Here is a 19448-nt window from a genome sequence, read left to right as displayed (position 1 = left end):
ATCCTAAACGGTTAGCCGAAAAAGTGAGGAACGCACAAAAGCAACACCCCCAGGAGTCCGACGATGAGGCTCAGCGGAAGACCGATTGCGCTGATCGTGTCGTATGGCGGCCTGAGACTCCCCTGGCCCCAAAAGCTGAATCCGATTCCGATCACTCCCAGGAGGATCATCAATATGTAAACGATGCTCATCCCCTTTCACCTCGGCAAAGATTACGCATTCATCATTCCAACAATCCAGAGCGCATAAAATAAGACAATCCATCCCCCCAGGAGAAGGCCCCGCTTGGGGATCACCCGGTTTTCCGCATTAAACCCGGTCATAATAAAAAGAAGCACCCCGGCCACCCACCCCCAAAATCCGATTTCGAGGACAATCGACCACCCTGTGTGTGGTTTCAGAGGTCGCTTCAAGATTGCCAATGCCTCCTCCGTTCGCTGCTCGACCGTTTTCTTTTTATCGGCCTCGGAATAGGGAAGCTCTTGCGCCATCAAAGAGGCGATCTTTTGATCCGAACGGGCGATCCATTCTTTTCCGGGGGTGTAAAAACTGCGCGCCGCATAAAAACCGCTCCGCAACGAACGAAACGCTTCCAGGGCGAGCTTCTTGTCTTTTTCCTCCAGCGCCGTCGCCAATTTCCAGAGCGCCTCGGCCGAAGGCTCCACGTATCCTCCGATCGGTAGATACCAGAGGATGGCCCGCTCGTAATGGATAATCGCCTCGCGATCGTTCCCCTTCGCCAAGGCCGCCTCGGCCGTTCTGAATTCAGCCCTGGAAGAGAGGAACACCTTCAGATAGATCATCGAGAAAAAAATGAGGATGAAGAGGCCGATCCATCCGACGCGTCTGATGAGTCGATCATTCATCGTTATCTGAAATCCCTTCTCTGAAAAAGCATGGAGGAGAAAAAGATCAACAGGCCGATATAGAGCAGGCCGTACAGCAGGCCCAAGAGGATCCGTCCTGTTTCGACCGGAAGCTGATAGACGACCTCTCCTTTAATATTAAAATTCTCCAAATTGGGGAGAAGATAATAAAGGAAAGCGGTCATTTTTTCCAAAGCAGGGCTCCCCGAAAGGGCGCCGAGCCTTTTCAAGTCTTCGGTCAAATGGCCGATGACATAAACCGCCAAGGTAAACATCCCGCTCAAAAAGGGGGTCGAGAAAGAGGAGAAGAGAATCGCGACCGCCGCAATGACTGCCATTTCTAGGAAGATGAGAAAGATCGCCGCCAGTAATCCAAGATCGAACATCCGCGAATCGGTGCTCAGCCCATAAATCGCCATCAACAAGAAGAGGAAGAACGACATCAATACCACCTCGACGCCGAGCGTCAGGACGATGCCGAAATATTTCCCGATCAAAAACTCGCTCCGTCGCACCGGTTTGGCAAGAAGCGGATAAATCGTCCGCTTTTCGATCTCCTTATAGACCAGGCCGATCCCAACCACAATCGCAATGAGAATCCCGAAGAGATTAATGCTGGCAAGTCCGAAATCCATAATGATTTTGCTCCGCTGGCCGACCGTCACCTGATCGAGCACCAACGAGACCCCCATCATCACCAGGGCAAAGAAAATGAGGCTATAGAGAATCTTGCTTCGAACCGCCTCTTTAAATGTATTCTTTGCAATCGCCCAAGCAACCATCAGCGACCCACCCCCTTCATCTCCTCCATAAAGATGTCTTCCAAGCTCTCCCTTCGTGGGACGACCGAAACGATCTTCCCCCCCCGTTTGGTGGTCCAATCTATGATGGAAGGAAGTTGCGCTTCCTCTTGCAGAACCACCAAAAAGTCCCCTCCCCGTTGGAGAACGGTGTTCGAGAAAGACTTTAGCGACTCCAGACCGTCCTGTGCAATGCCGGTCAGGGAGACCTCGATCGACCGCACCTTCGGATTCAACAATGCCTCCAATTTCCCCTTGCTGCGAAGGCGGCCTTTAATGATGATCCCGACCTGATCGCAAATCATCTCCGCATCGGTCAGGACATGGGTGCTGAAGAAGACGGTCTTCCCCTCCTCTTTCAGACCAAGAATGATGTCGCGGACATCCTTCCGGCCGACCGGATCGAGTCCCGACATCGGCTCGTCCAAAATGACCAATTTGGGATCATTGATCAGGGCCTGGGCGAGGCCGATCCGCTGCAGCATTCCCTTGGAATACTTCCTCATCTGCTCCCCTTCCGAACCCTTCAGGCCGACCAGTTCTACCAAAGCATCGACCCGCTTGGCGCGCTCTTTCGCCGTCATCCCGAACAACTGACCGCAAAAGTGGAGGAACTCCGATCCGGTCAGGTAATCATAAAAGTAAGGGCTTTCCGGAAGGAATCCGATTTCCCGCTTGACCGTGATGTCCGAAATGGGACGTCCGAAGATGAAGGCCTCTCCCGAAGTCGGGTGAATGACGCCGATCAGCAATTTGATCGTGGTGGTCTTCCCCGCCCCGTTGTGTCCCAAAAATCCGAAGATGCTCCCGGCCTCGACCTCCAGGTTGAGATCGGAGAGCGACTCCGTTTCCTTCAGCCAAAAACCGGATCGATATTTTTTCGTAAGATGCTTGATTTCAATGGCGAGTGTTTTCATCTTCAGCACCCGATTTGATTCGATCGATCTTCTCTTTGATCTTCTGCCGAATCATCTCATCAGTCGTGTTCCGGTAGATCTCTTCATAAAAATGGAGCGCCTCTTCTTCTTTCCCCGATTTTTCGTAAAGACGCGCAACCAGGCTCTTAACAAAAGCGGGCACCCTGGGGAGAGACGCGGCTTTTTCAAGGTAAGGGAGCGCACGCTGAGCATCCTTCTTGTGATAGTAATAATTGAAGCCGATGTAGAAGGGATACTGCCAGCGATCGGGATACGCTTCGATCCCCCTCTCTAGAATTTTGTTCGCCTCTTCAATCTGGGAGGCTTCCAGCGACAGAACAATCCCCCCGAAATAGTAGGGAAAATCAAATCGAGGATCCAAATCGATAATGAGGTTCAACATATGAGCGAGCCAGGGATATTGTTTGTCCGACATAAAATGGCCGCCGAAATAAGAAATTGTCTTCATCCAAAGAAGGTCGGCCACCACCTGATCATATCCCAACGCAAGCGGCTTCAAATATTTTCCGGAAGGAAGATAGAGCAATGATTCTCCATGAACCGGCTGATAAGTCACCAATTTCCGCTGTGTTTGAACGAGACCGAAAAGCAACGTCGCCGCCATACAGACGGCCAGGACTCCTTTCTTACCCTCAGATTTAATTCTGATCATGACAAATTCAATCCTACATAATTTATTTCGCGATTCAAGGAAAACGCTCATCCATTCGACTTTTGGCGACTTGCCGAGTCAACGTATAGTATAGCCAAAATTTTAAAAAAAACGATGCCCCACCTTTTCAGAATTAGGATAAAAGAAAGTTATCCGCCGGAATTTTTCGTTGTTCTCAACCAGGCTTGGAACATGAGCAAATTCCACAAGAGATACTGCCGATTCCATTTTCCGGAGAGGTGCCCCTCCCAGAGACGGCGAACCTTTTCCGGATGAAAAAAACCATCGCGCCGAAGCTGCTCTTGATTGAGAAGGGCCTCCCCCCATTCCCGGAGCGGGCCGCGGAGCCAAACATCGAGGGGGATTCCAAAACCCATTTTGGGGCGCTCGAACAATTCGGACGGAACATATTTTTTCAGTATTCGACAGAGCGGCGCTTTCCCTTTTCCGTCTTGGATTTTTATAGAGAGGGGGAGACGCCGCGCAAATTCAACGACACGATGATCCAGCAGGGGGACCCTCGCCTCAAGGCTGACCCCCATACTCGCCCGGTCGACCTTGGTCAAGATATCTTCCGGCAAATAGGTCAACGTATCGAGATACATCATCTGCTCGATAAAATGGGGCGTCTTGATCCAAGCGCCGGGATCGCTGAACACCGTCGACGGCTCGACCGCATCGAGAACAAAGTCGGCCGGCTTATTCGTATGGGAGATGGCAGCGTGGTACATTGCTTCCGCCCCTTCGACCTTCAGAATCTCAGCGAGCCGCTCCGCTTTATCACTCATAAATGGGATGAAAGGAGACACCCCCTCGATTCCTCCGGCGGTCACGTCTCTGATCCCTCCGGGAATCGATCCGATCAGATTCCAAAGCCGCTGCGCGATAAAATATCGCCGATATCCCCCAAAAAGCTCATCCCCGCCGTCGCCGGAGAGACTCACCGTCACATGTTGACGCGCCAGTTTAGAAATAAGAAAGGTTGGAATCTGAGAAGAATCGGCGAAAGGCTCATCATAGAGAATCGGCAAGGATGGGATGGTGGCCATCGCCTCTTCGGGGGTGACATAAAGCTCGGTATGATCGGTCTCCAGATGCTGCGCGACCGCCTTTGCATGGTCCGCTTCATTATAAGCTCTTTCGCTGAAGCCGATCGTAAAGGTCTTCACCGCCTGTTTGCTTTGCGCCTGCATCAGCGCCACCACGGTGGAAGAGTCGATCCCGCCCGAGAGGAACGCTCCCAGGGGAACATCGGCCTCCATCCTCATCTTGACTGCATCCTTCAAAAGGGTCTCCAACGCGTCGGCGGCTTCCTCGGCGGAGCCTTCGAACGGATGCGCCATCCCCGCTTCGGCCACCTCCCTGAACGACCAGTAAGGCACGGGCGGCGGCAGCGATCGGCTGGCGGAAAGATTTAAATTCAGCATCATCCCGGCCGGTAATTTGTAAATTCCTTTATAGATCGAATAAGGCGCCGGAATATAATTATGCCGGAGGTAGAGGGTCAAGGCACCGCGATCGATTGCTCCCCGAAATTCCGGGTGGGCGCAAAGGCTTTTCAATTCCGATCCGAAGAGAAATGCGCTCCCCATCCATCCATAATAGAGCGGCTTCTCTCCCAAACGGTCGCGAACCAGGTGGAGCCGCCGCTCTTTACGATCCCACAAGGCAAAGGCGAACATGCCGTTCAATCGGCGAACCGCCCCTTCCACTCCCCAACAGCTGATCGCTTCAAGCATCACCTCCGTATCCGAATGGCCCCGGAAGCGCCCGCCCGCCCCTTCCAGCTCCTGACGCAATCCTCTAAAGTTGTAGACCTCTCCGTTGAAAGCGATCATGTAACGGCCGGAGGCCGACGCCATCGGCTGATGACCCTCCGGGGAAAGATCGATGATGGAGAGACGGCGATGGCCCAAGGCGATGCCGGCCTCCGCATCGACCCAGACGCCGCGATCGTCCGGGCCCCGGTGGGCAAGGGCGTCGGCCATTCGGGTGACGATCGATTCCAGTTCGCCCGGACCTCTTTGGAGAGAAATGTCGAGGCAACCGCTCAGACCACACATCGGATTCTTTTCCTATTGGATGCTTCCATAGACGGCGGGACTTAATGTTCCTTGGTAAAGACGAACTCATTACAGCCGAGGCCTGCGCCGCAGGTCTTCAGCTTTTGCAGCCGATATCCTCTTTGACGGTAAAAGTTGAAAATTTCTTCGGGTTTCGCCACTTCAAACGGATACCCCCCCAGCCAATCAAACCAATCGATCCATCTCGCCATCCCGCGCTCTTTTTTATAATCGCTGTATCGCCTCAGCGGATTTTTCAGGCAAAGCAGGTCGAAGATCGCCCCCCGTAAAACAAAATAAGGGATGAAGAAGCCGACCGTCAATCCCTTCCCCAACGGCCCGGAGCAATAAAATTGCTTCACCTTGCGCCAGAGGACCGATTTATAGAGTTGATCGTTGTAGATGGAGATAAAGAGAAACCCTTCGTCGGCGACCAATGTTGCGGCATTTTCCAATGCCTGCCACATCGCCCCGGTATGATGCAACACCCCCCAGGAGTAGACGACATCGAATTTTCCGAGAGATTGAAGATAGTCTCGATCGAGAACCGATCCCTTTTCGATCGACCAAGCGGCCTCTTGCGGGCAATACCGCCGCTTCAGCTCCTGCGTGCAGGCGACCGACTTGGGATCGAAATCAAAAGAGTGTACGGTGGCCCCCATCCTTCGCGCGGCAAGGCTGAATAATCCGCTTCCGGAGCCGATATCCAAAAACCGCTTCCCCGACAGTCTCTCCAGACCGAGCATCTGCTTCAACGAGCGTTCGGCCTCTTCGATCCGGGCGTCATCCAACACCGCCAGAAAGCGGCTCCAATTCTCTCCGAACTCAAAGCGCTCCCCGAGCGCGATTTCGTTTGGGTGACCGGTCTTATTTTCAGCGCCGGATGGATTGAGCAAAGAGGACCTCCCACATCTCCGCGACCTTCTCCACGCCGAATCGATCGACGACCTCCACGGCACGCGCGGCAAGACGCCGGCGCTCCGCTTCATTGGACATCAGGCGGTCCATCGCTTTCGACAAAGCAGCCTCGTCTTGGTTTGGAACGAGAAGGCCGTCGATGCCGTCCCTGACAATCTCTCGCGGGCCGCTGGGGCAATCGGTTGCAATCACCGGAAGGCCGCAGGCCATCGCCTCACACAAGGCATTGGGGAAACCCTCCACACGGGAGGAGAGGACGAAGAGATCGGCCTGTTTGAGGAGGTCATCGGGATTTTGCGCCCTCCCCGGAAGAAGAAGACGATGGGCCAGCCCAACTGCGTCACGGAGCCGCTCGAGCTCCCCTCTGAGAGGTCCCTCTCCTAAAATCACCAGGGTCCATTCCGGATATTGGTCCTTTATTTGTGCAAAGGCGCGGATCAAGAGATCAAAACGTTTCTCCACGACCAATCTTCCCATTCCGACAATATAAGGTTTCGGAAGGGACGTCTCGGGCGGCCGATCGGACAAAGCGGGTCGTGTAACCGGATTGGGGATAATCGATACCTTGTTTTTGAGTTTGGGCAAAAAGTAATCGGCCGTTCCCTTGCTTTGAACAACAATTCTGGTCGCCGCCCGATAAGTCCACCAGCGAAGCTGATCCCAAATCGGACCAATTGAATAGCCGCTCGGGTCGGTCCGCTCGGAGACGATGACCGGAACCTCTGTTCCCCACATCGATGTCAATGTCATCACATTCATTTTGTCGAGGAAAGAAATAATCACTTCAGGCTCCGTGGATAAAATGGTCCGCCGCAGCAATGGAAACTGATGGAATATCTGAGCGGGACGGGTCATCCCCAACGTCTTCCGATTCATCTTTGAAGGAAGCGCATAAAAATCTTTTTCCGGCGAATAGAGGGTAACGACGGAAACGGCATGTCCTCGCTCCATGAAGTGCTTCGCTAAAAAGGCGAGGGTTCTTTCGGCCCCTCCCAGCGTTAATGCTCCGATTACAAATGTCAGTCTCATATTCCAATCAAATAAAGGAAACGCTCCCTTAAGCGAACGACTTCAGTTTGACGGAAAGCCAATGCCGCCCCTCGGCGGAGAGCGCATAGCGCCAGAATACCCCTCCTAACACCAGGAAAAGAAAAAACCGGAAAAGAGCATGATAGACCGGCGTCGGCAGAGAGATCCGTTGAAGCAATACGGCGGAAGCAAGGGTCATCAGAAACAAGGCGAGCGGCTTTTTCCAAGCGAATCGAAGAGGGTAGACCCGATAAGCGAAAAGGATGTAACTGAGCGCTTGTGCGATTCGCCCAAGCAAGACCCCGTAAGCCACCCCCCAGATCCCAAAAGGTACGATCAAAAATGCGATAAAAATCCCCGAGACGATCATTCCGGCGCCGTAGCTCAACGTGCTCCCATACGTTTTCTTCGAGAGATCGATTCCGATTCCCATGATCCATGCAATCGACTCCACGATAAGAGAAAACGTAATCGGCAATATCACGACACTCCCCGCCAAATAACGGGAAGAGGTGAGAACCATCGTCAACGGTTCCGCCATCGCGACCAAACAGAACCCTAAAAACGAGATTGCCGCCGTGTAGTAAACAAGCACTTGGTTGTACGTTTCAAGCGCATTTTCTTCTTTATAGAGCGCCAACATGAACGGCCCCCATGCCGTTTGGAAAGCGGTAATGGGTAAAACGATGAGGACCGCCATTTTAAAACCGGCCGCATAATAACCCATCGCTTCCATATCCAAGAAGTGTGTGATAAAAATCCGGTCCAGCGCCGGGATCATCATCCCCATGATCGCCACCAACATATAGGGCCATCCGAAGCTCAGCAGCTTCCGGCCGTAACGGAATCGGTTCGGCCAGACCCAATAGTCCTTATACAAGAAGAGGCCGATCACGGCAAACAACCCCATCCCCAGAAGCTGGGCATAAAAAACCCCCACGATCCCCAGACCGAACCCCAACACCAAAATCAATGTCAAAATCGCGACGACCAGCCCCGATCCGACCGAAAGGAGGATGAACTGACGCCGGCCGAACGTCCACTTCGATAAATGCTGGCAGAATTGGAATAAAATCACGAAGGGATAACTCATCACGAGAACACGAAATGTATCGGCATGATCCGGAACCACTATCATCTTCTGCACCACCCAATCGGCGGTGAGCCATAAGATGATGCCGACCGCCGCGCAGAAGATTCCCTGAATCAGAAGCGATTGTGAAATGATCTCCCTTCTTTCGGTGGGATCTTCCGTCTCGTAATAAAATCTCGCGATGGCGGAATCTTGTCCCATGGTGATGAAAGCGATAAATAATGCCCCCAGCGTTGCAATCGCATCGAGGGCCCCATACGCCTCGGTGGAGAAAAGACGGGTGAGGATCGGAATCGTAAAGAGAGCGAGCACCCGGCTGAAGGCCCATGCGCCGCCATACAACATCGAATCTTTAAATAAGAAGAGAAGGCGCTGGCCGCTGGAAGCGCCGCGGATCTCCTGATAACCTGTCGTCGCGGGAGGCTTTGAAAGGGTCGAGTCCATTAAATGATTATCCACCCTTCATGATCTTCAGATACGCGTTAAGGGGCTCATCAATCGCATGCCGCTGAAGCCAGCTCCGCCCCGCTTCCCCCATTTTTTGGTAATAGGCCGGCCGCGCGGCATAGTCGTGCAACGCCCGCGTAATATCTTCCGCCGTTTTAACACGGATCATGGGGTAGAGTTCGGGATAACGCTTCTCATAAAGCTTGTCTTCACGATAATGCATCAACGGTTTCGCCATCGCCAATGTCTCATAAATCGTTCCGCACGAAAGCCAGCTCATGTGAAACTCGCCGGTTCCGATATCCGCGAGACTCAGCCCGATCATGATCTCTTTCCTCATCATCTGAGGAAACCAGAAAACCTGCTTTTCGATTCCAAGATCGCAAACCAGTTTTTTGCTCGCATCTACATCCGCGCCGTATTCACAGGTCACAATACAGGCCTTGATGCCGGCCTGTTTTACAAAATCAGAGAAGCCGATAAAAAGCTTGTCGTTTCCCTTCCAGCTGAACGGGTCCGGGCTGTTTTTCCAGACATGTCTCGTCTGATGAAAAATGACGATGTCGTGCTCCCGCCGGATCTTCTCGAATTCGCGATACCAACGGCTCCGGTCATAAAACTGAGCGATCCGCTCCGGATGGTACATCGGCGTGTAGACCATCGGGATTCCGCACTCTAGCCTTTTTCCGGGATACTTCAATCTCAATATCACCTTCTCCATCTCCTCATTGGTCAAGTCGAAGTTGAGGTAGGACGCGCTCCGGATTCCACGCTGCTGGTTTCGTATAAAAGGGGCGCACATCAAAGAATAGGCCGGGCGCTTCAGGCTAAAGAAAGGATAGACGATGACATCAGTCCCATAAGGGATGAACAGATCGAGGGGACGGCCGATTTTATGAAGAAAGGCGGGGGTCGAGCCGCAGCCGATAATAAAATCGTACTTCTTTACATCTTCGGCGATCTGCCTGGCCGGCACGGTTGTGAATCCGAGCGGCTTCCCCCACGAAAGAGAGGCCGTGTAACGCTGAAAATCCAAATCGTACGTATCGGCGGAAGGGTGAAAGTGGGCGCTCTCATCATTGAGCAATAAAACATCGGCATCGACTCCTCGATCCCGCAGATGACGGGCAAGGGAGAAGAAAATATTATTGCTGTTGCCGATGCAAGCAACCCTCACGTAAGAACCCCATGCTCATCTGAACGGCTAAGGACGATCATACTTTTGCGTATACTTCATATAAAAACTTTTCGGGACCAGATTCGACCGATACATGACCCAGAAAAACCATCGCATTCGTTCGAATGTCTCCTTGTAGGTTTTATAATCCCTGTAGGTTTTTCGTGGGAAGTCCATTATCCGCTCGAATTCCTCATCCTTTATATCGAGTCTTTTTTTAATCTCGTCTAAAATCGTGGTATCGAAAGGTTTCGGCTCTCTGATTTTTTCAAGGGCTTCCGACCGGTTCATCTGACCGCTTCTGACCAACGCCGAGAATTCGGAATATCGCAGATCGATCCCGAATTTTCTCGGCAGATAATAGTTATTGGTGAAATAAGCGGTCCTGTTTTCCATATGATGGCCGCCGTACCATTTCCACCCATACTCTTTATTGAGAAATTGCTTCGTCTCCTCTTTTTGATAATCGATATAATAAAGAGGGCGGATTTTTTTGACCCGATCGACCGCCGTCCATCTCAGCCAGCGCATCATCCACAAATTCGGGAAGGTCTCTATTTTATATGAGCCAAACTGCGATTGGACGGTTTCGATATATTTCGCATCCATATAGAACCATCCATGGGGAGAGATTCCCTCCGTTCTGAAGGAGTGCCCCTCGAAGATATATTTGATTCCATATTTTTCGGCGGCCAGATAATGCGTCGTCGCCAATCCGATGTCGGAAGGGGTGTCGATATCGGGAACCGAGGCCTTCAAAAATGATTTAAACAGATCGCAGAATTCTCGGTTATCGACGACATGCGTGAAGAGATCGACCTGGAGCGCTTTTAAGACACCATGGATGTTCTCCACGGCGATCTTCGAATTCCAGGTGTTGTCAAAATGGGCGGCGAGCGGTCTCAGGCCGAGCTTTTTCGCAAGATACAGCAGATAAGACGAATCGGTTCCGCCGCTCACCCCGACGACCACGTCATATCTTTTATTCCGTCCCGCCCGTTTTATTTTCTCGGCAAGTTGTTGAAGACGACGCGATCCCTCCTCACCCGTCGGGTACTCCTTTTCCAGCTGATCATGCTGCCGGCAGTAATTGCAGACGCCGGCCGGATCGAACGTAATATAAGGGATGTGATCATCGTAAATGCAGTGGGAGCAGATCATCTTGCGTCCCTTCCGGTATGGAGCGCCTTTTTCAGCTCCTCCTGAGCTGGAAAGTTGATGAGTACCCCCAAATCTTTGCCTTGATAAAGCACCATACTCCCTGCCGCAACGGCGGAGGCCCCTCCCTTTTTGACCGCCTCTGAAAAATCATCGATGCGACCGGCGCCGCCGCAAGCAATCACGGGGATGCTCACCGCATCGGCCACCGCTTTAATCAAAGCGAGATCGTATCCTTCCCACGTTCCATCCCGGTCAATGGAATTAAGCAAGATCTCGCCGGCTCCCATCGCTTCCATTTCTTGGGCAAATTCGACCGGCTCCAGTTTGGTTGTTTTGCGCCCGCCGTGCGTGTGGACCAGATATTTTCCCCAGAGGGTCTTCTTCACATCCATCGACAAAACGATACTTTGGCTTCCGAACCGGTCGGAGGCTTCTCTGACAAACGATGGGTCTTCAACCGCATGGCTGTTGATCGCCACCTTCTCAACCCCCAGTGTTAGAATTTGCTGGATCTCCTCCAGCGTCCGGACCCCCCCTCCATAACAAAGGGGCATAAAGCATTCGCTGGTCACCTGCTCGATCAACTTGAAGGAAGGGGGACGCTGTTCAACGGTGGCCGAAATGTCGACCAAAATTAATTCGTCGACCTCTTTCTCATTGTAAATCTTGATTGCATTGACCGGATCTCCCACATAGGAAGGATTTTTGAACCGAACCGTTTTCACCAGCCGCTCATTTTGAACCAACAAGCAGGGGATGACCCGGGTCTGTAACATGTCAGACCCGCTCCGCAAAATTTTTCAACAGCCGGAGTCCGAATTTATGGCTCTTCTCCGGATGAAATTGCGTCCCGTAAATATTTTCTTTCTCAACCGCAGAGACAAAGTCGTAGCCGTGATGCGTCACGCAGAGCGTATCTTCTTTTCTGCAGACCACATGATACGAGTGAACGAAATAGAAACGGGGCTCCACCGGCATCTCCTGAAAAAGCCGGCTCTCCTTCTGAACCGCAACCGGATTCCACCCCATGTGGGGGACTTTGAGCTTTTGAGATCCATCCAACTTGAATCGAATCGTCTCCCCCTCGATCCATCCTAAACCGGCGAGCTTTCCTTCCTCGCTCCGCTGCGTCAGCAACTGCATCCCCAAACAGATCCCCAAAACGGGTTTCTTTTCTTTGAGGACCCGGTGATTGAGCGCCGGGAGCAGATTTCGTTCGTGAATATTCTTCACCGCCGTATCAAAAGCGCCGACCCCCGACAAGATCAATTTGTCGGCCGCTTGAATCTCGGATATCTGAGAAGAGATCACCGATTCGACGCCGAGATGCTTGAGCATGTTCTGGATGGAGCCCAAGTTCCCCATCCCATAATCAACGATGACGATCTTCTGATGCGCCACGATCCGACGCTCCTCTCTTTCTCAGAAACGTTGCCGGATTCCCCGCGACAATACAAAACGGAAGAACCTCTTTCGTCACCACCGAGCCTGCCCCCACGATCGCCCCTTCCCCCACCCGAATGCCGGGAAGAATAATGGAGCCGATTCCAATGTCCGAGCCGTCCTCGATGACAACCGGCTTGAACTCAAGGGGGTGAGCAAGGACCGGTTTTGTAAGATCCTCCGACCGGTGCATCGAGGTCAGGATCTGGACCGTCGGACCAATCCCGACCCCCTTCCCGATCCGAATTCCTCCCGCCCCGTGAAAAAAGCAATTCTGGCCGATCCAGGTATGGTCTCCGATGACGATCTCATTTTGATAATATCCCTTCAAGATCGTCCGATGGCCGATATAGACATTATTGCCGATGCGGATCTGCTCGGGATGAAAAACAAGAACCCCCTCCTCGAAAATGACGTTCTCCCCGATCTCCTTGAACGACTCGATTTTAAATTGACCGCTCCCGTGGGAGGCATGTCTTTTCTGATTTTCAAAATCCATCTGCCGCGGGCCTTCCCTTTTTTTTCAGCGTACCGGCAATGTAATCGATGCCGTCTTTACTGACATGCGCTCCAATCGGCAACGCCAGTCCCTGCTTGTACGCCCTCACGGCGTTTCGATGCTCTTTTCCAGTATAACCATATTTTTGCTGATAGTAGCCGAGACAATTCAATGCGTAAGCGCCGTAGTTTGTCTCAATCCCTTCCTGTTTTAAGGAGGTGATCAAGAAATCGCGCTGGATGTTTTCATCGAGCAACAAATGATAGGTCTGGTAAATGGATCTCCGCTTCTCAAAGCTGGAGGGTATTTTTATCCAGCCGATCTCGGTCAGCCGTTCTTGATACATCTGCGCCACCTGCTCTCTGGCTTGAGCGAACGCATCGATCGATCCCAATTGGGATAACCCCAATGCCGCTTGAATGTCGGTCATTCGATAATTCAATCCGGCATAAATGAGATCAAATCCATTTCCGCTGGGAGAGAGTCCATGATTCCTCAGCGATCTCACCTTCTCGGCCAAAACATCGTCATCGGTGATCACGACTCCCCCTTCACCGGTGGTGATCATCTTTCGAGGATGCAAGCTGAAGCAGCCGAGTCTCCCGAACGTCCCGACCTTTTTATGGCTGAATTCCGCCCCCAGCGCACAGGCCGCGTCTTCGATCACCTCCAGTCGATACTTCCTGGCGATCGCCATGATCCGGTCCATCTCCGCCGGTTGTCCGAACTCGTGCACCGGCATAATCACCTTTGTTCTCTTCGTGATCGCTTTTTCGATCTGCGCTGTATCGATACAGAAATCATCCAGGGTGATGTCGACCAAGACCGGCTTTCCTCCCATCACTTCGACCACATTGGCCGTCGCAGGGAAAGTAAAGGCGGGGACGATCACCTCATCGCCGCTCTGAAGACCCAGCGCCATCAGTGAGAGGTGCAAGGCGGCGGTCCCCGACGAAACAACGACGGCATTCCGGGTTCCCAAATAATCTTGCAAGGCAAGTTCGAACTTCTGAACATACTCGCCCTGGACCAGCCGGCCTGATCGGATGACGTCGGCCACCCGCCGGAGGGCCTCTTCCGGAATATCCGGTTTTACCAACCGAATCGGATCTCTATCCATTCATCACCCGCTGAGGTTGATCACGTCGATCGCCAACTTCCCCATGAACACTCATAAATGTCCTTTGATCCACTCCGCCGTTTTGATGATTCCCTCGTCCATGTTGATCTTGGCTCTGAAGCCTAACAGTTGATAGGACTTCTCGACGGAAGGGACCCTCAGCTCGACCTCGGCGGAAAGCGCCGGCTTAAACAGAATTTTAGAGTTCGATCCCAAAACACGACAGATCGTTTGCGCCAATCCATAGGTCGTCACCACGGCCCTTGCATTTCCAATGTTGAACGACTCACCGACCGCTTTCGGATTTTCGAGACATTCGATGAGGCAGTCGACGAAATCATCGACATAACACCAGGCCCGAATCTGACTCCCATCCCCGTGGATGTGCAGATCTTCATTCTTCAATGCTTTTTTAATGAAGACCTGCATGGCGCTCTCCCCCGTCTGCCCGGGGCCATAGACGTTAAACGGCCTGACGGAGACGATCGGCAAACCGAACTCCCTAAAATAGGCGACGGCGAGATGCTCACCGGCCAGCTTGCTCACCGCATAGGTCCACCTCGCCTCTCCGGCGCTCCCCGCCACGGTCTCCCGATCTTCCGTCGCTTTGAATGCCATGCTGCCGAAAACCTCGGATGTGGAGAAATCGACGACCCGGTCCCTGACGCGATTCTGATGGGCCGCCTCAAGAACATTGGCGGTGCCGAGCATATTCACTTTCATTGTCTTGGTGGGGCTCTTGATCACCGTATCGATTCCGGCGATGGCGGCCGCATGAACCACGATGTCGGCCCCCTTCATACACTCCAAGACGCGATCGTAGTCTAAGACATCCCCTTTCGAGACGGTGATGTTTTTATGGCCTGCATGGAGACTGGTCGACAACGTATCTCGATGGAAGTTATCATACACCCGAATCTCGTTCTCGGCGACCAGCCTGGAAATGAGGGTGTTCGCAATAAAACCGGCGCCCCCTGTGATGAAGATTTTTTTATTCGTAATCATCGCGCATTCTCCCGTCTCCTCATTTCTCCGACGCACCGCTACAACGATGCGTCGGGAATTCCTCGCCACCCTCAAGCCGCTCGATGGAAGGCCGCTTCATGAAGATGGATGACCGCTTTATCCCAATCAAAACGAAGCTTTTCTCTCGCCTCCGCACAGGCTTTCCTCATCTGTTCCAAACTCGATTGATCCAGGACCGCCCTCGATATTTTTTCGGCCAGCGCTGCTGCGTCATTCGGCCGAAAGAGAAGGCGCTCGGATGGGAGGACTTCTCTGATTTCGGGAAGATCGCTTGCCAGGCAGGGAAGATCCCAAGCAAGCGCCTCGAGGAGGGAGTTTGAACACCCTTCGTGTTGTGATGTCGTCACAAACAGATCGGCCGCGCCAAAAAAAGGGGAGAGATCCCCTTGCCAACCGGAAAAAACGAACCTCGCCTTTCCGTTCGCCTCTTCGGCCAGCTGCTGCAGACGCCGCTTCTCCGGGCCATCCCCGACGATGAGGAAAACGGCGGGCGCCGTTAAGAAGGCGCCGGACCGGATGAGGATCTCCACATTTTTTCTCTGATCCAGGACAGAGGCGGTGATGACGACAAAATCTTCACTGTTGAGCCCCAGCTCCTTGCGACAGAGATCGATCGGCAAAAAACGCTCCGGGCGAGACTGAATATGGTTCGTCAACACGCTTATTTTTTCCGGACTGATCCGATATCGCGACGAAATGATCTCTCTCAAACGATCATTGACGGTGATAATTCTGTCCGAGTATTTCAAACCGATACGCGCAAGCAGATCCTCCAGAAGCAGCAGGAAGGGGGGACGCCGCAACAAGCGATTCACTTCATACGGATCGGATCGAACAAAGGTTAGGATCGGTTTTCCGAACAATCCCTTCAGAAGCAAAGCGAGAAAACCGTACACGGCGCCGAAGACGGAGACAATGTCCACTTTGAACCGATAACCGATCCAAAGGGCGTAAAAAGGAGCCGTCGCAATAAAGTAAATCCAGAATAAGACCCCCTCCGTCCGATGGAAAGGGGTCCAGAGAAGATGGGGGATGACCTTGGCATGCGAGATCGGATAAGGCTCCACCGCGATGTAGTGAACCTCTCCACCCCCCTCCGTCAGGGCGTTGAACATCATATAGAGTCTTTTGCACAATCCGCCCGGCTTGTGTTTGTAGTAGATCGATAAGATCTTTTTCCCCTGGAGACTCACCGCTCCTCCCACAAGCGGAAAACCAGCAACAGCCAGAGTTTCTGGCTATGATCTCGAAACCCTTTCCGATGCTCGGCGCAGAGCCGCTCGATATAGGAAAGATCGAATAGACCTTCTCTGTCCTGTTTGAGCAGGACATCGCGAATAAAACCTTTCAGCCCCGCCTTGAACCAATCCCCCAATGGAATCATAAAGCCGTGTTTTTTCCGCTGCGTAATCTGCGCAGGGAGCAAATCCCGAAACGCTTTTCTTAAAATCGACTTTGTCTCGAAGCCTTTTAACTTTAAGCCGATCGGCATTTTCATCACCGATTCAACTACCTTCTGATCCAAAAACGGAGATCGGACTTCCAACCCGTGCGCCATGCTCATCCGATCCACCTTGACGAGAATGTCATCCGGCAAGTAGGTATGAAAATCGACCCACATCATCTGGGAAATCTCATCCAAAGTTGAATAACGATCCGCGAGCTGATGGGGTTGATCTTTTTCCGATGTTTTGAGCTCGGTTTTCATCCGTTGGCGATAAAGGCAATCGCGCTCCTGTTGGGAAAATGTGGTGGGAAGAAGTTCCAGGGGATCCGCTTCCAATCGCTGCGAGGCGCCGATCAGAAGATGAAGCTGGCGGATAAGACTACGATCATAATAAACGGTCGATTCCGGGAAGAGGGACAGAAGGGGCTCGATCCCTCTTTGCCGAAGTTTTTTCGGAAGAATCCAGTAGTATTTGAGGAGCTTCCTGGCGACGTATCTTCGATAGCCGGCAAAAATCTCATCACTCCCATCGCCTGAGAGGGCCACGGTCACCGAACGTCTTGTCGCCTCGGACAATTGATAGACGGCCATCGCGGAAGAATCTCCGAAGGGCTGATCGAAATGATCGACCAGCTTCGGCAAGAGCTCCTCGATCTGAACCTCCAGCGTGTGGTTCTGATGCTCGGTTTGGAAGAATCGGGCGACCTGTTCGGCAAAGGGGCTCTCATCAAAACTTGCCTCTTTGAATCCGATCGAGAAGGTCTTTATCCGTTCCATCCCCTTTTTTTTCATCAACCCGACAATAATCGAAGAGTCGATTCCTCCGCTTAAAAAAGCGCCCAAGGGGACATCGCTGATGAGCCTTAAGTGAACGGCCTCTTCAAGCGCCTGACGGAGCGACGCGACATGCTCCTCTTCAGAGATTCTTTCGTGCGACGGGTAAGGCGCTTCCCAGAAACGTTTGATCTCCACACCCTGTGTATCGATGCTCAGGCAATGCGCGGGGGGAAGCGAGCGGATGTTTTGATAGATCGTCTCTGGCCCGGGGATGAATTGATACTTGAAAAAAAGATCTAGGGCGGGATAGTTCAAAGGGCCGCCCCCTCCGACCGCCAACAGCGCCTTGATCTCCGATCCGAAGATCAATCGGTCTTTATCGATGGAGTAATAGAGCGGCTTCTTGCCGACACGATCCCTTACAAGGAGGAGTTTCTTTCGATGTTGATCCCACAAAGCAAAAGCGAACATCCCCCGGAATCGTTGAACACCATTGATTCCCTCTTTCTCGTACTGATGAACAATGACCTCCGTATCGCTGTGGGTGCTAAAAACATGTCCGGCCGCTTCGAGGTCCCGCTTGATCTCTTGAAAATTATAGATCTCTCCATTGAAGACGGTTACCACCGTCTTGTCCTCATTGTAGATCGGCTGCTTTCCCCCTTCCAGGTCGATCACGGCCAACCGCGTCTGTCCGAGGCCGACCGGCCCGCTAAGATAATGCCCCCAGCCGTCGGGACCGCGATGCCGAAGCCGCTCCGTCATCGCAGCGAGTTCAGCCTGCTCGACCGGTCTTCCGTTTAAATTGAAGATTCCCGCGATCCCGCACATACCCGCTCGTAGACCTCTCGATAACGCCCGGCAACCGCTTCCCAGTCCAGGCCCATCTCACCAATTGCCTCCCGCCCTCTTTTCCCCATTTCTTCGGAAAGGGATCGATCCCGAATCAGCTTCAAAAGTTTCTCGGCCAAATCTTCCGGATCATGAGGCTTTGTCAACAATCCGGTCGCCCCGTCTCGGACCACTTCCCGTATGCCGGGAAGATCCGACGCCACGACCGGGATCCCACACGCCATCGCTTCCAAAACGACATTGGGAGTTCCTTCCGAGAGACTGGGAAGAACCAGGCAATCGGATCGACTCATCCAGTTTTGGATCTCCTCCGGAGGCTGCATCCCGACAAATTCCACAAACGCATCCATCCCGTTTTCTTTGATCTGCCGCTCCAGGGCGGGTCTCTCCTCCCCCTCCCCGATCAGTGTCAGGCGAAGGTTGCTCTCGGAACGGATCACTTTTGAAAAAGCCTCAATGAGGTATCGAATCCCTTTCACAGGGATGAAATTTCCCACAAAAAGCATCCGGTAAAAGGGGGACGCTTCTCCGTCTCGTCTCTCGGATTCCAGATCGACGCCATTTCGGACGAATACAACCCGGTCCTGCGGAAGGCCGCAGGTGATCAGCCACGCACGAAGTTCTTTATTCACCGTCGTTACGGCGGCCGCCCGCTTCAAAATCCAGAGAGAAGCCGCGGATAAAAAACCGCTCCTTCGCGCATAAAGCGCATCGCTCCCGCGCAGGGTGACGACGAAAGGAATTCCCCGAAAGACGCTGACGACCCACGCGATAAACCCGGAGGGAATCCATTGGGCATGGATTAAGTCCGCTCCTCTTGCAACCTTCACGGCCTTGAACAAAAACGCCAAGAGAAAGAAAGGAAGTTGGATGAGACGCCAGGGGCTTCTGTTTAAATTACCCGGAATGCCGCCCGGTCCATAGGCCAGCCGCTGCCATTTCTGTGGGAAAAAATAAGAGAATCGATAAACACGGCATCCAGCGATCATCTCGGAATCAGGGGTCGCTTCATGACCCGGTGCGACGACGTCAACGCGGATGCCGGATGAAACCAAAGCACGACAGAGACGTGAAACAAAAATGCCCGAATGATCCTCCTTCGAGCGCGGGAATGATGTCGTGAGCAGACAAACTTTCACA

At 52.7% G+C, this 19448-nt stretch carries 19 protein-coding genes; all 19 read right to left on the bottom strand.

Translation table 11 applies throughout. The annotated features are described in order from the left end of the window. Positions 1-11 precede the first annotated feature (11 nt). The 19 genes from MCM46_16865 to MCM46_16775 all read right to left on the bottom strand — a co-directional run bounded on the left by MCM46_16865 (position 12) and on the right by MCM46_16775 (position 19447). Complete coding sequence (locus MCM46_16865) at positions 12-191, bottom strand: hypothetical protein (protein ID MCG3113488.1); 180 nt, start codon at positions 189-191, stop codon at positions 12-14. Positions 192-212: 21 nt separating this feature from the next. Next, positions 213-866: a hypothetical protein gene (locus MCM46_16860; protein ID MCG3113487.1), complete on the bottom strand. Its 654-nt coding sequence runs from the start codon at positions 864-866 to the stop codon at positions 213-215. 2 nt (positions 867-868) lie between these two features. After that, positions 869-1648, bottom strand: a complete 780-nt coding sequence (locus MCM46_16855; protein ID MCG3113486.1) for an ABC transporter permease — start codon at positions 1646-1648, stop codon at positions 869-871. Next, complete coding sequence (locus MCM46_16850; protein MCG3113485.1) at positions 1648-2583, bottom strand: ABC transporter ATP-binding protein; 936 nt, start codon at positions 2581-2583, stop codon at positions 1648-1650. Before MCM46_16850 ends, MCM46_16855 begins: the two co-directional genes overlap by 1 nt. After that, on the bottom strand, positions 2564-3256 hold the full coding sequence (locus MCM46_16845) for a hypothetical protein (GenBank protein MCG3113484.1): 693 nt from the start codon (positions 3254-3256) through the stop codon (positions 2564-2566). Before MCM46_16845 ends, MCM46_16850 begins: the two co-directional genes overlap by 20 nt. A 149-nt stretch (positions 3257-3405) precedes the next feature. Beyond that, complete coding sequence (asnB, locus tag MCM46_16840; protein MCG3113483.1) at positions 3406-5319, bottom strand: asparagine synthase (glutamine-hydrolyzing); 1914 nt, start codon at positions 5317-5319, stop codon at positions 3406-3408. Positions 5320-5360: 41 nt separating this feature from the next. Next, positions 5361-6215, bottom strand: coding sequence for a class I SAM-dependent methyltransferase (locus MCM46_16835; GenBank protein MCG3113482.1), 855 nt, complete (start codon positions 6213-6215; stop codon positions 5361-5363). Beyond that, entirely contained in the window at positions 6193-7266 is a 1074-nt protein-coding gene (locus MCM46_16830; protein ID MCG3113481.1) for a glycosyltransferase family 4 protein, read from the bottom strand. Before MCM46_16830 ends, MCM46_16835 begins: the two co-directional genes overlap by 23 nt. A gap of 28 nt (positions 7267-7294) precedes the next feature. Beyond that, positions 7295-8803 (bottom strand): oligosaccharide flippase family protein, encoded by a 1509-nt coding sequence (locus tag MCM46_16825; GenBank protein ID MCG3113480.1) that lies wholly within the window; start codon positions 8801-8803, stop codon positions 7295-7297. 7 nt (positions 8804-8810) lie between these two features. After that, entirely contained in the window at positions 8811-9983 is a 1173-nt protein-coding gene (locus MCM46_16820; protein MCG3113479.1) for a hypothetical protein, read from the bottom strand. Positions 9984-10010: 27 nt separating this feature from the next. Then, positions 10011-11144: an N-acetyl sugar amidotransferase gene (locus MCM46_16815; protein MCG3113478.1), complete on the bottom strand. Its 1134-nt coding sequence runs from the start codon at positions 11142-11144 to the stop codon at positions 10011-10013. Then, entirely contained in the window at positions 11141-11920 is a 780-nt protein-coding gene (locus tag MCM46_16810) for an AglZ/HisF2 family acetamidino modification protein (protein ID MCG3113477.1), read from the bottom strand. The genes MCM46_16815 and MCM46_16810 overlap by 4 nt, the downstream gene beginning before the upstream one ends. Position 11921: 1 nt before the next feature. Then, positions 11922-12545 (bottom strand): imidazole glycerol phosphate synthase subunit HisH, encoded by a 624-nt coding sequence (gene hisH, locus MCM46_16805; protein ID MCG3113476.1) that lies wholly within the window; start codon positions 12543-12545, stop codon positions 11922-11924. Further along, the gene (locus tag MCM46_16800; protein MCG3113475.1) at positions 12517-13086 is read right to left on the bottom strand and encodes an acyltransferase; all 570 of its coding nucleotides are present in this window, start codon (positions 13084-13086) and stop codon (positions 12517-12519) included. Before MCM46_16800 ends, hisH begins: the two co-directional genes overlap by 29 nt. Beyond that, the gene (locus MCM46_16795; GenBank protein MCG3113474.1) at positions 13076-14206 is read right to left on the bottom strand and encodes a DegT/DnrJ/EryC1/StrS family aminotransferase; all 1131 of its coding nucleotides are present in this window, start codon (positions 14204-14206) and stop codon (positions 13076-13078) included. The genes MCM46_16800 and MCM46_16795 overlap by 11 nt, the downstream gene beginning before the upstream one ends. 51 nt (positions 14207-14257) lie before the next feature. Then, positions 14258-15211: an NAD-dependent epimerase/dehydratase family protein gene (locus tag MCM46_16790; protein ID MCG3113473.1), complete on the bottom strand. Its 954-nt coding sequence runs from the start codon at positions 15209-15211 to the stop codon at positions 14258-14260. Between the two features lie 71 nt (positions 15212-15282). Further along, positions 15283-16425: a glycosyltransferase family 4 protein gene (locus MCM46_16785; protein ID MCG3113472.1), complete on the bottom strand. Its 1143-nt coding sequence runs from the start codon at positions 16423-16425 to the stop codon at positions 15283-15285. After that, positions 16422-18287 carry an asparagine synthase (glutamine-hydrolyzing) gene (gene asnB, locus MCM46_16780; GenBank protein ID MCG3113471.1) on the bottom strand — a complete coding sequence of 622 codons (1866 nt, stop codon included), beginning with the start codon at positions 18285-18287 and terminating at the stop codon, positions 16422-16424. Before asnB (MCM46_16780) ends, MCM46_16785 begins: the two co-directional genes overlap by 4 nt. After that, positions 18257-19447 (bottom strand): glycosyltransferase family 4 protein, encoded by a 1191-nt coding sequence (locus MCM46_16775; GenBank protein MCG3113470.1) that lies wholly within the window; start codon positions 19445-19447, stop codon positions 18257-18259. Before MCM46_16775 ends, asnB (MCM46_16780) begins: the two co-directional genes overlap by 31 nt. Between the last annotated feature and the right edge of the window lies 1 nt (position 19448).

This window comes from Candidatus Manganitrophus morganii, from assembly GCA_021651055.1.
Lineage (GTDB): Bacteria > Nitrospirota > Nitrospiria > SBBL01 > Manganitrophaceae > Manganitrophus > Manganitrophus morganii.
This window is presented reverse-complemented; position numbering and strand designations above follow the sequence as displayed.

What these genes read in the sequence shown, in the direction of transcription:
- MCM46_16865 (MCG3113488.1), bottom strand. Translation starts at nt 191, where the DNA reads ATGAGCATCGTTTACATATTGATGATCCTCCTGGGAGTGATCGGAATC.
- MCM46_16860 (MCG3113487.1), bottom strand. Translation starts at nt 866, where the DNA reads ATGAATGATCGACTCATCAGACGCGTCGGATGGATCGGCCTCTTCATC.
- MCM46_16855 (MCG3113486.1), bottom strand. Translation starts at nt 1,648, where the DNA reads ATGGTTGCTTGGGCGATTGCAAAGAATACATTTAAAGAGGCGGTTCGA.
- MCM46_16850 (MCG3113485.1), bottom strand. Translation starts at nt 2,583, where the DNA reads ATGAAAACACTCGCCATTGAAATCAAGCATCTTACGAAAAAATATCGA.
- MCM46_16845 (MCG3113484.1), bottom strand. Translation starts at nt 3,256, where the DNA reads ATGATCAGAATTAAATCTGAGGGTAAGAAAGGAGTCCTGGCCGTCTGT.
- asnB (MCG3113483.1), bottom strand. Translation starts at nt 5,319, where the DNA reads ATGTGTGGTCTGAGCGGTTGCCTCGACATTTCTCTCCAAAGAGGTCCG.
- MCM46_16830 (MCG3113481.1), bottom strand. Translation starts at nt 7,266, where the DNA reads ATGAGACTGACATTTGTAATCGGAGCATTAACGCTGGGAGGGGCCGAA.
- MCM46_16825 (MCG3113480.1), bottom strand. Translation starts at nt 8,803, where the DNA reads ATGGACTCGACCCTTTCAAAGCCTCCCGCGACGACAGGTTATCAGGAG.
- MCM46_16815 (MCG3113478.1), bottom strand. Translation starts at nt 11,144, where the DNA reads ATGATCTGCTCCCACTGCATTTACGATGATCACATCCCTTATATTACG.
- MCM46_16810 (MCG3113477.1), bottom strand. Translation starts at nt 11,920, where the DNA reads ATGTTACAGACCCGGGTCATCCCCTGCTTGTTGGTTCAAAATGAGCGG.
- MCM46_16800 (MCG3113475.1), bottom strand. Translation starts at nt 13,086, where the DNA reads ATGGATTTTGAAAATCAGAAAAGACATGCCTCCCACGGGAGCGGTCAA.
- MCM46_16795 (MCG3113474.1), bottom strand. Translation starts at nt 14,206, where the DNA reads ATGGATAGAGATCCGATTCGGTTGGTAAAACCGGATATTCCGGAAGAG.
- MCM46_16790 (MCG3113473.1), bottom strand. Translation starts at nt 15,211, where the DNA reads ATGATTACGAATAAAAAAATCTTCATCACAGGGGGCGCCGGTTTTATT.
- asnB (MCG3113471.1), bottom strand. Translation starts at nt 18,287, where the DNA reads ATGTGCGGGATCGCGGGAATCTTCAATTTAAACGGAAGACCGGTCGAG.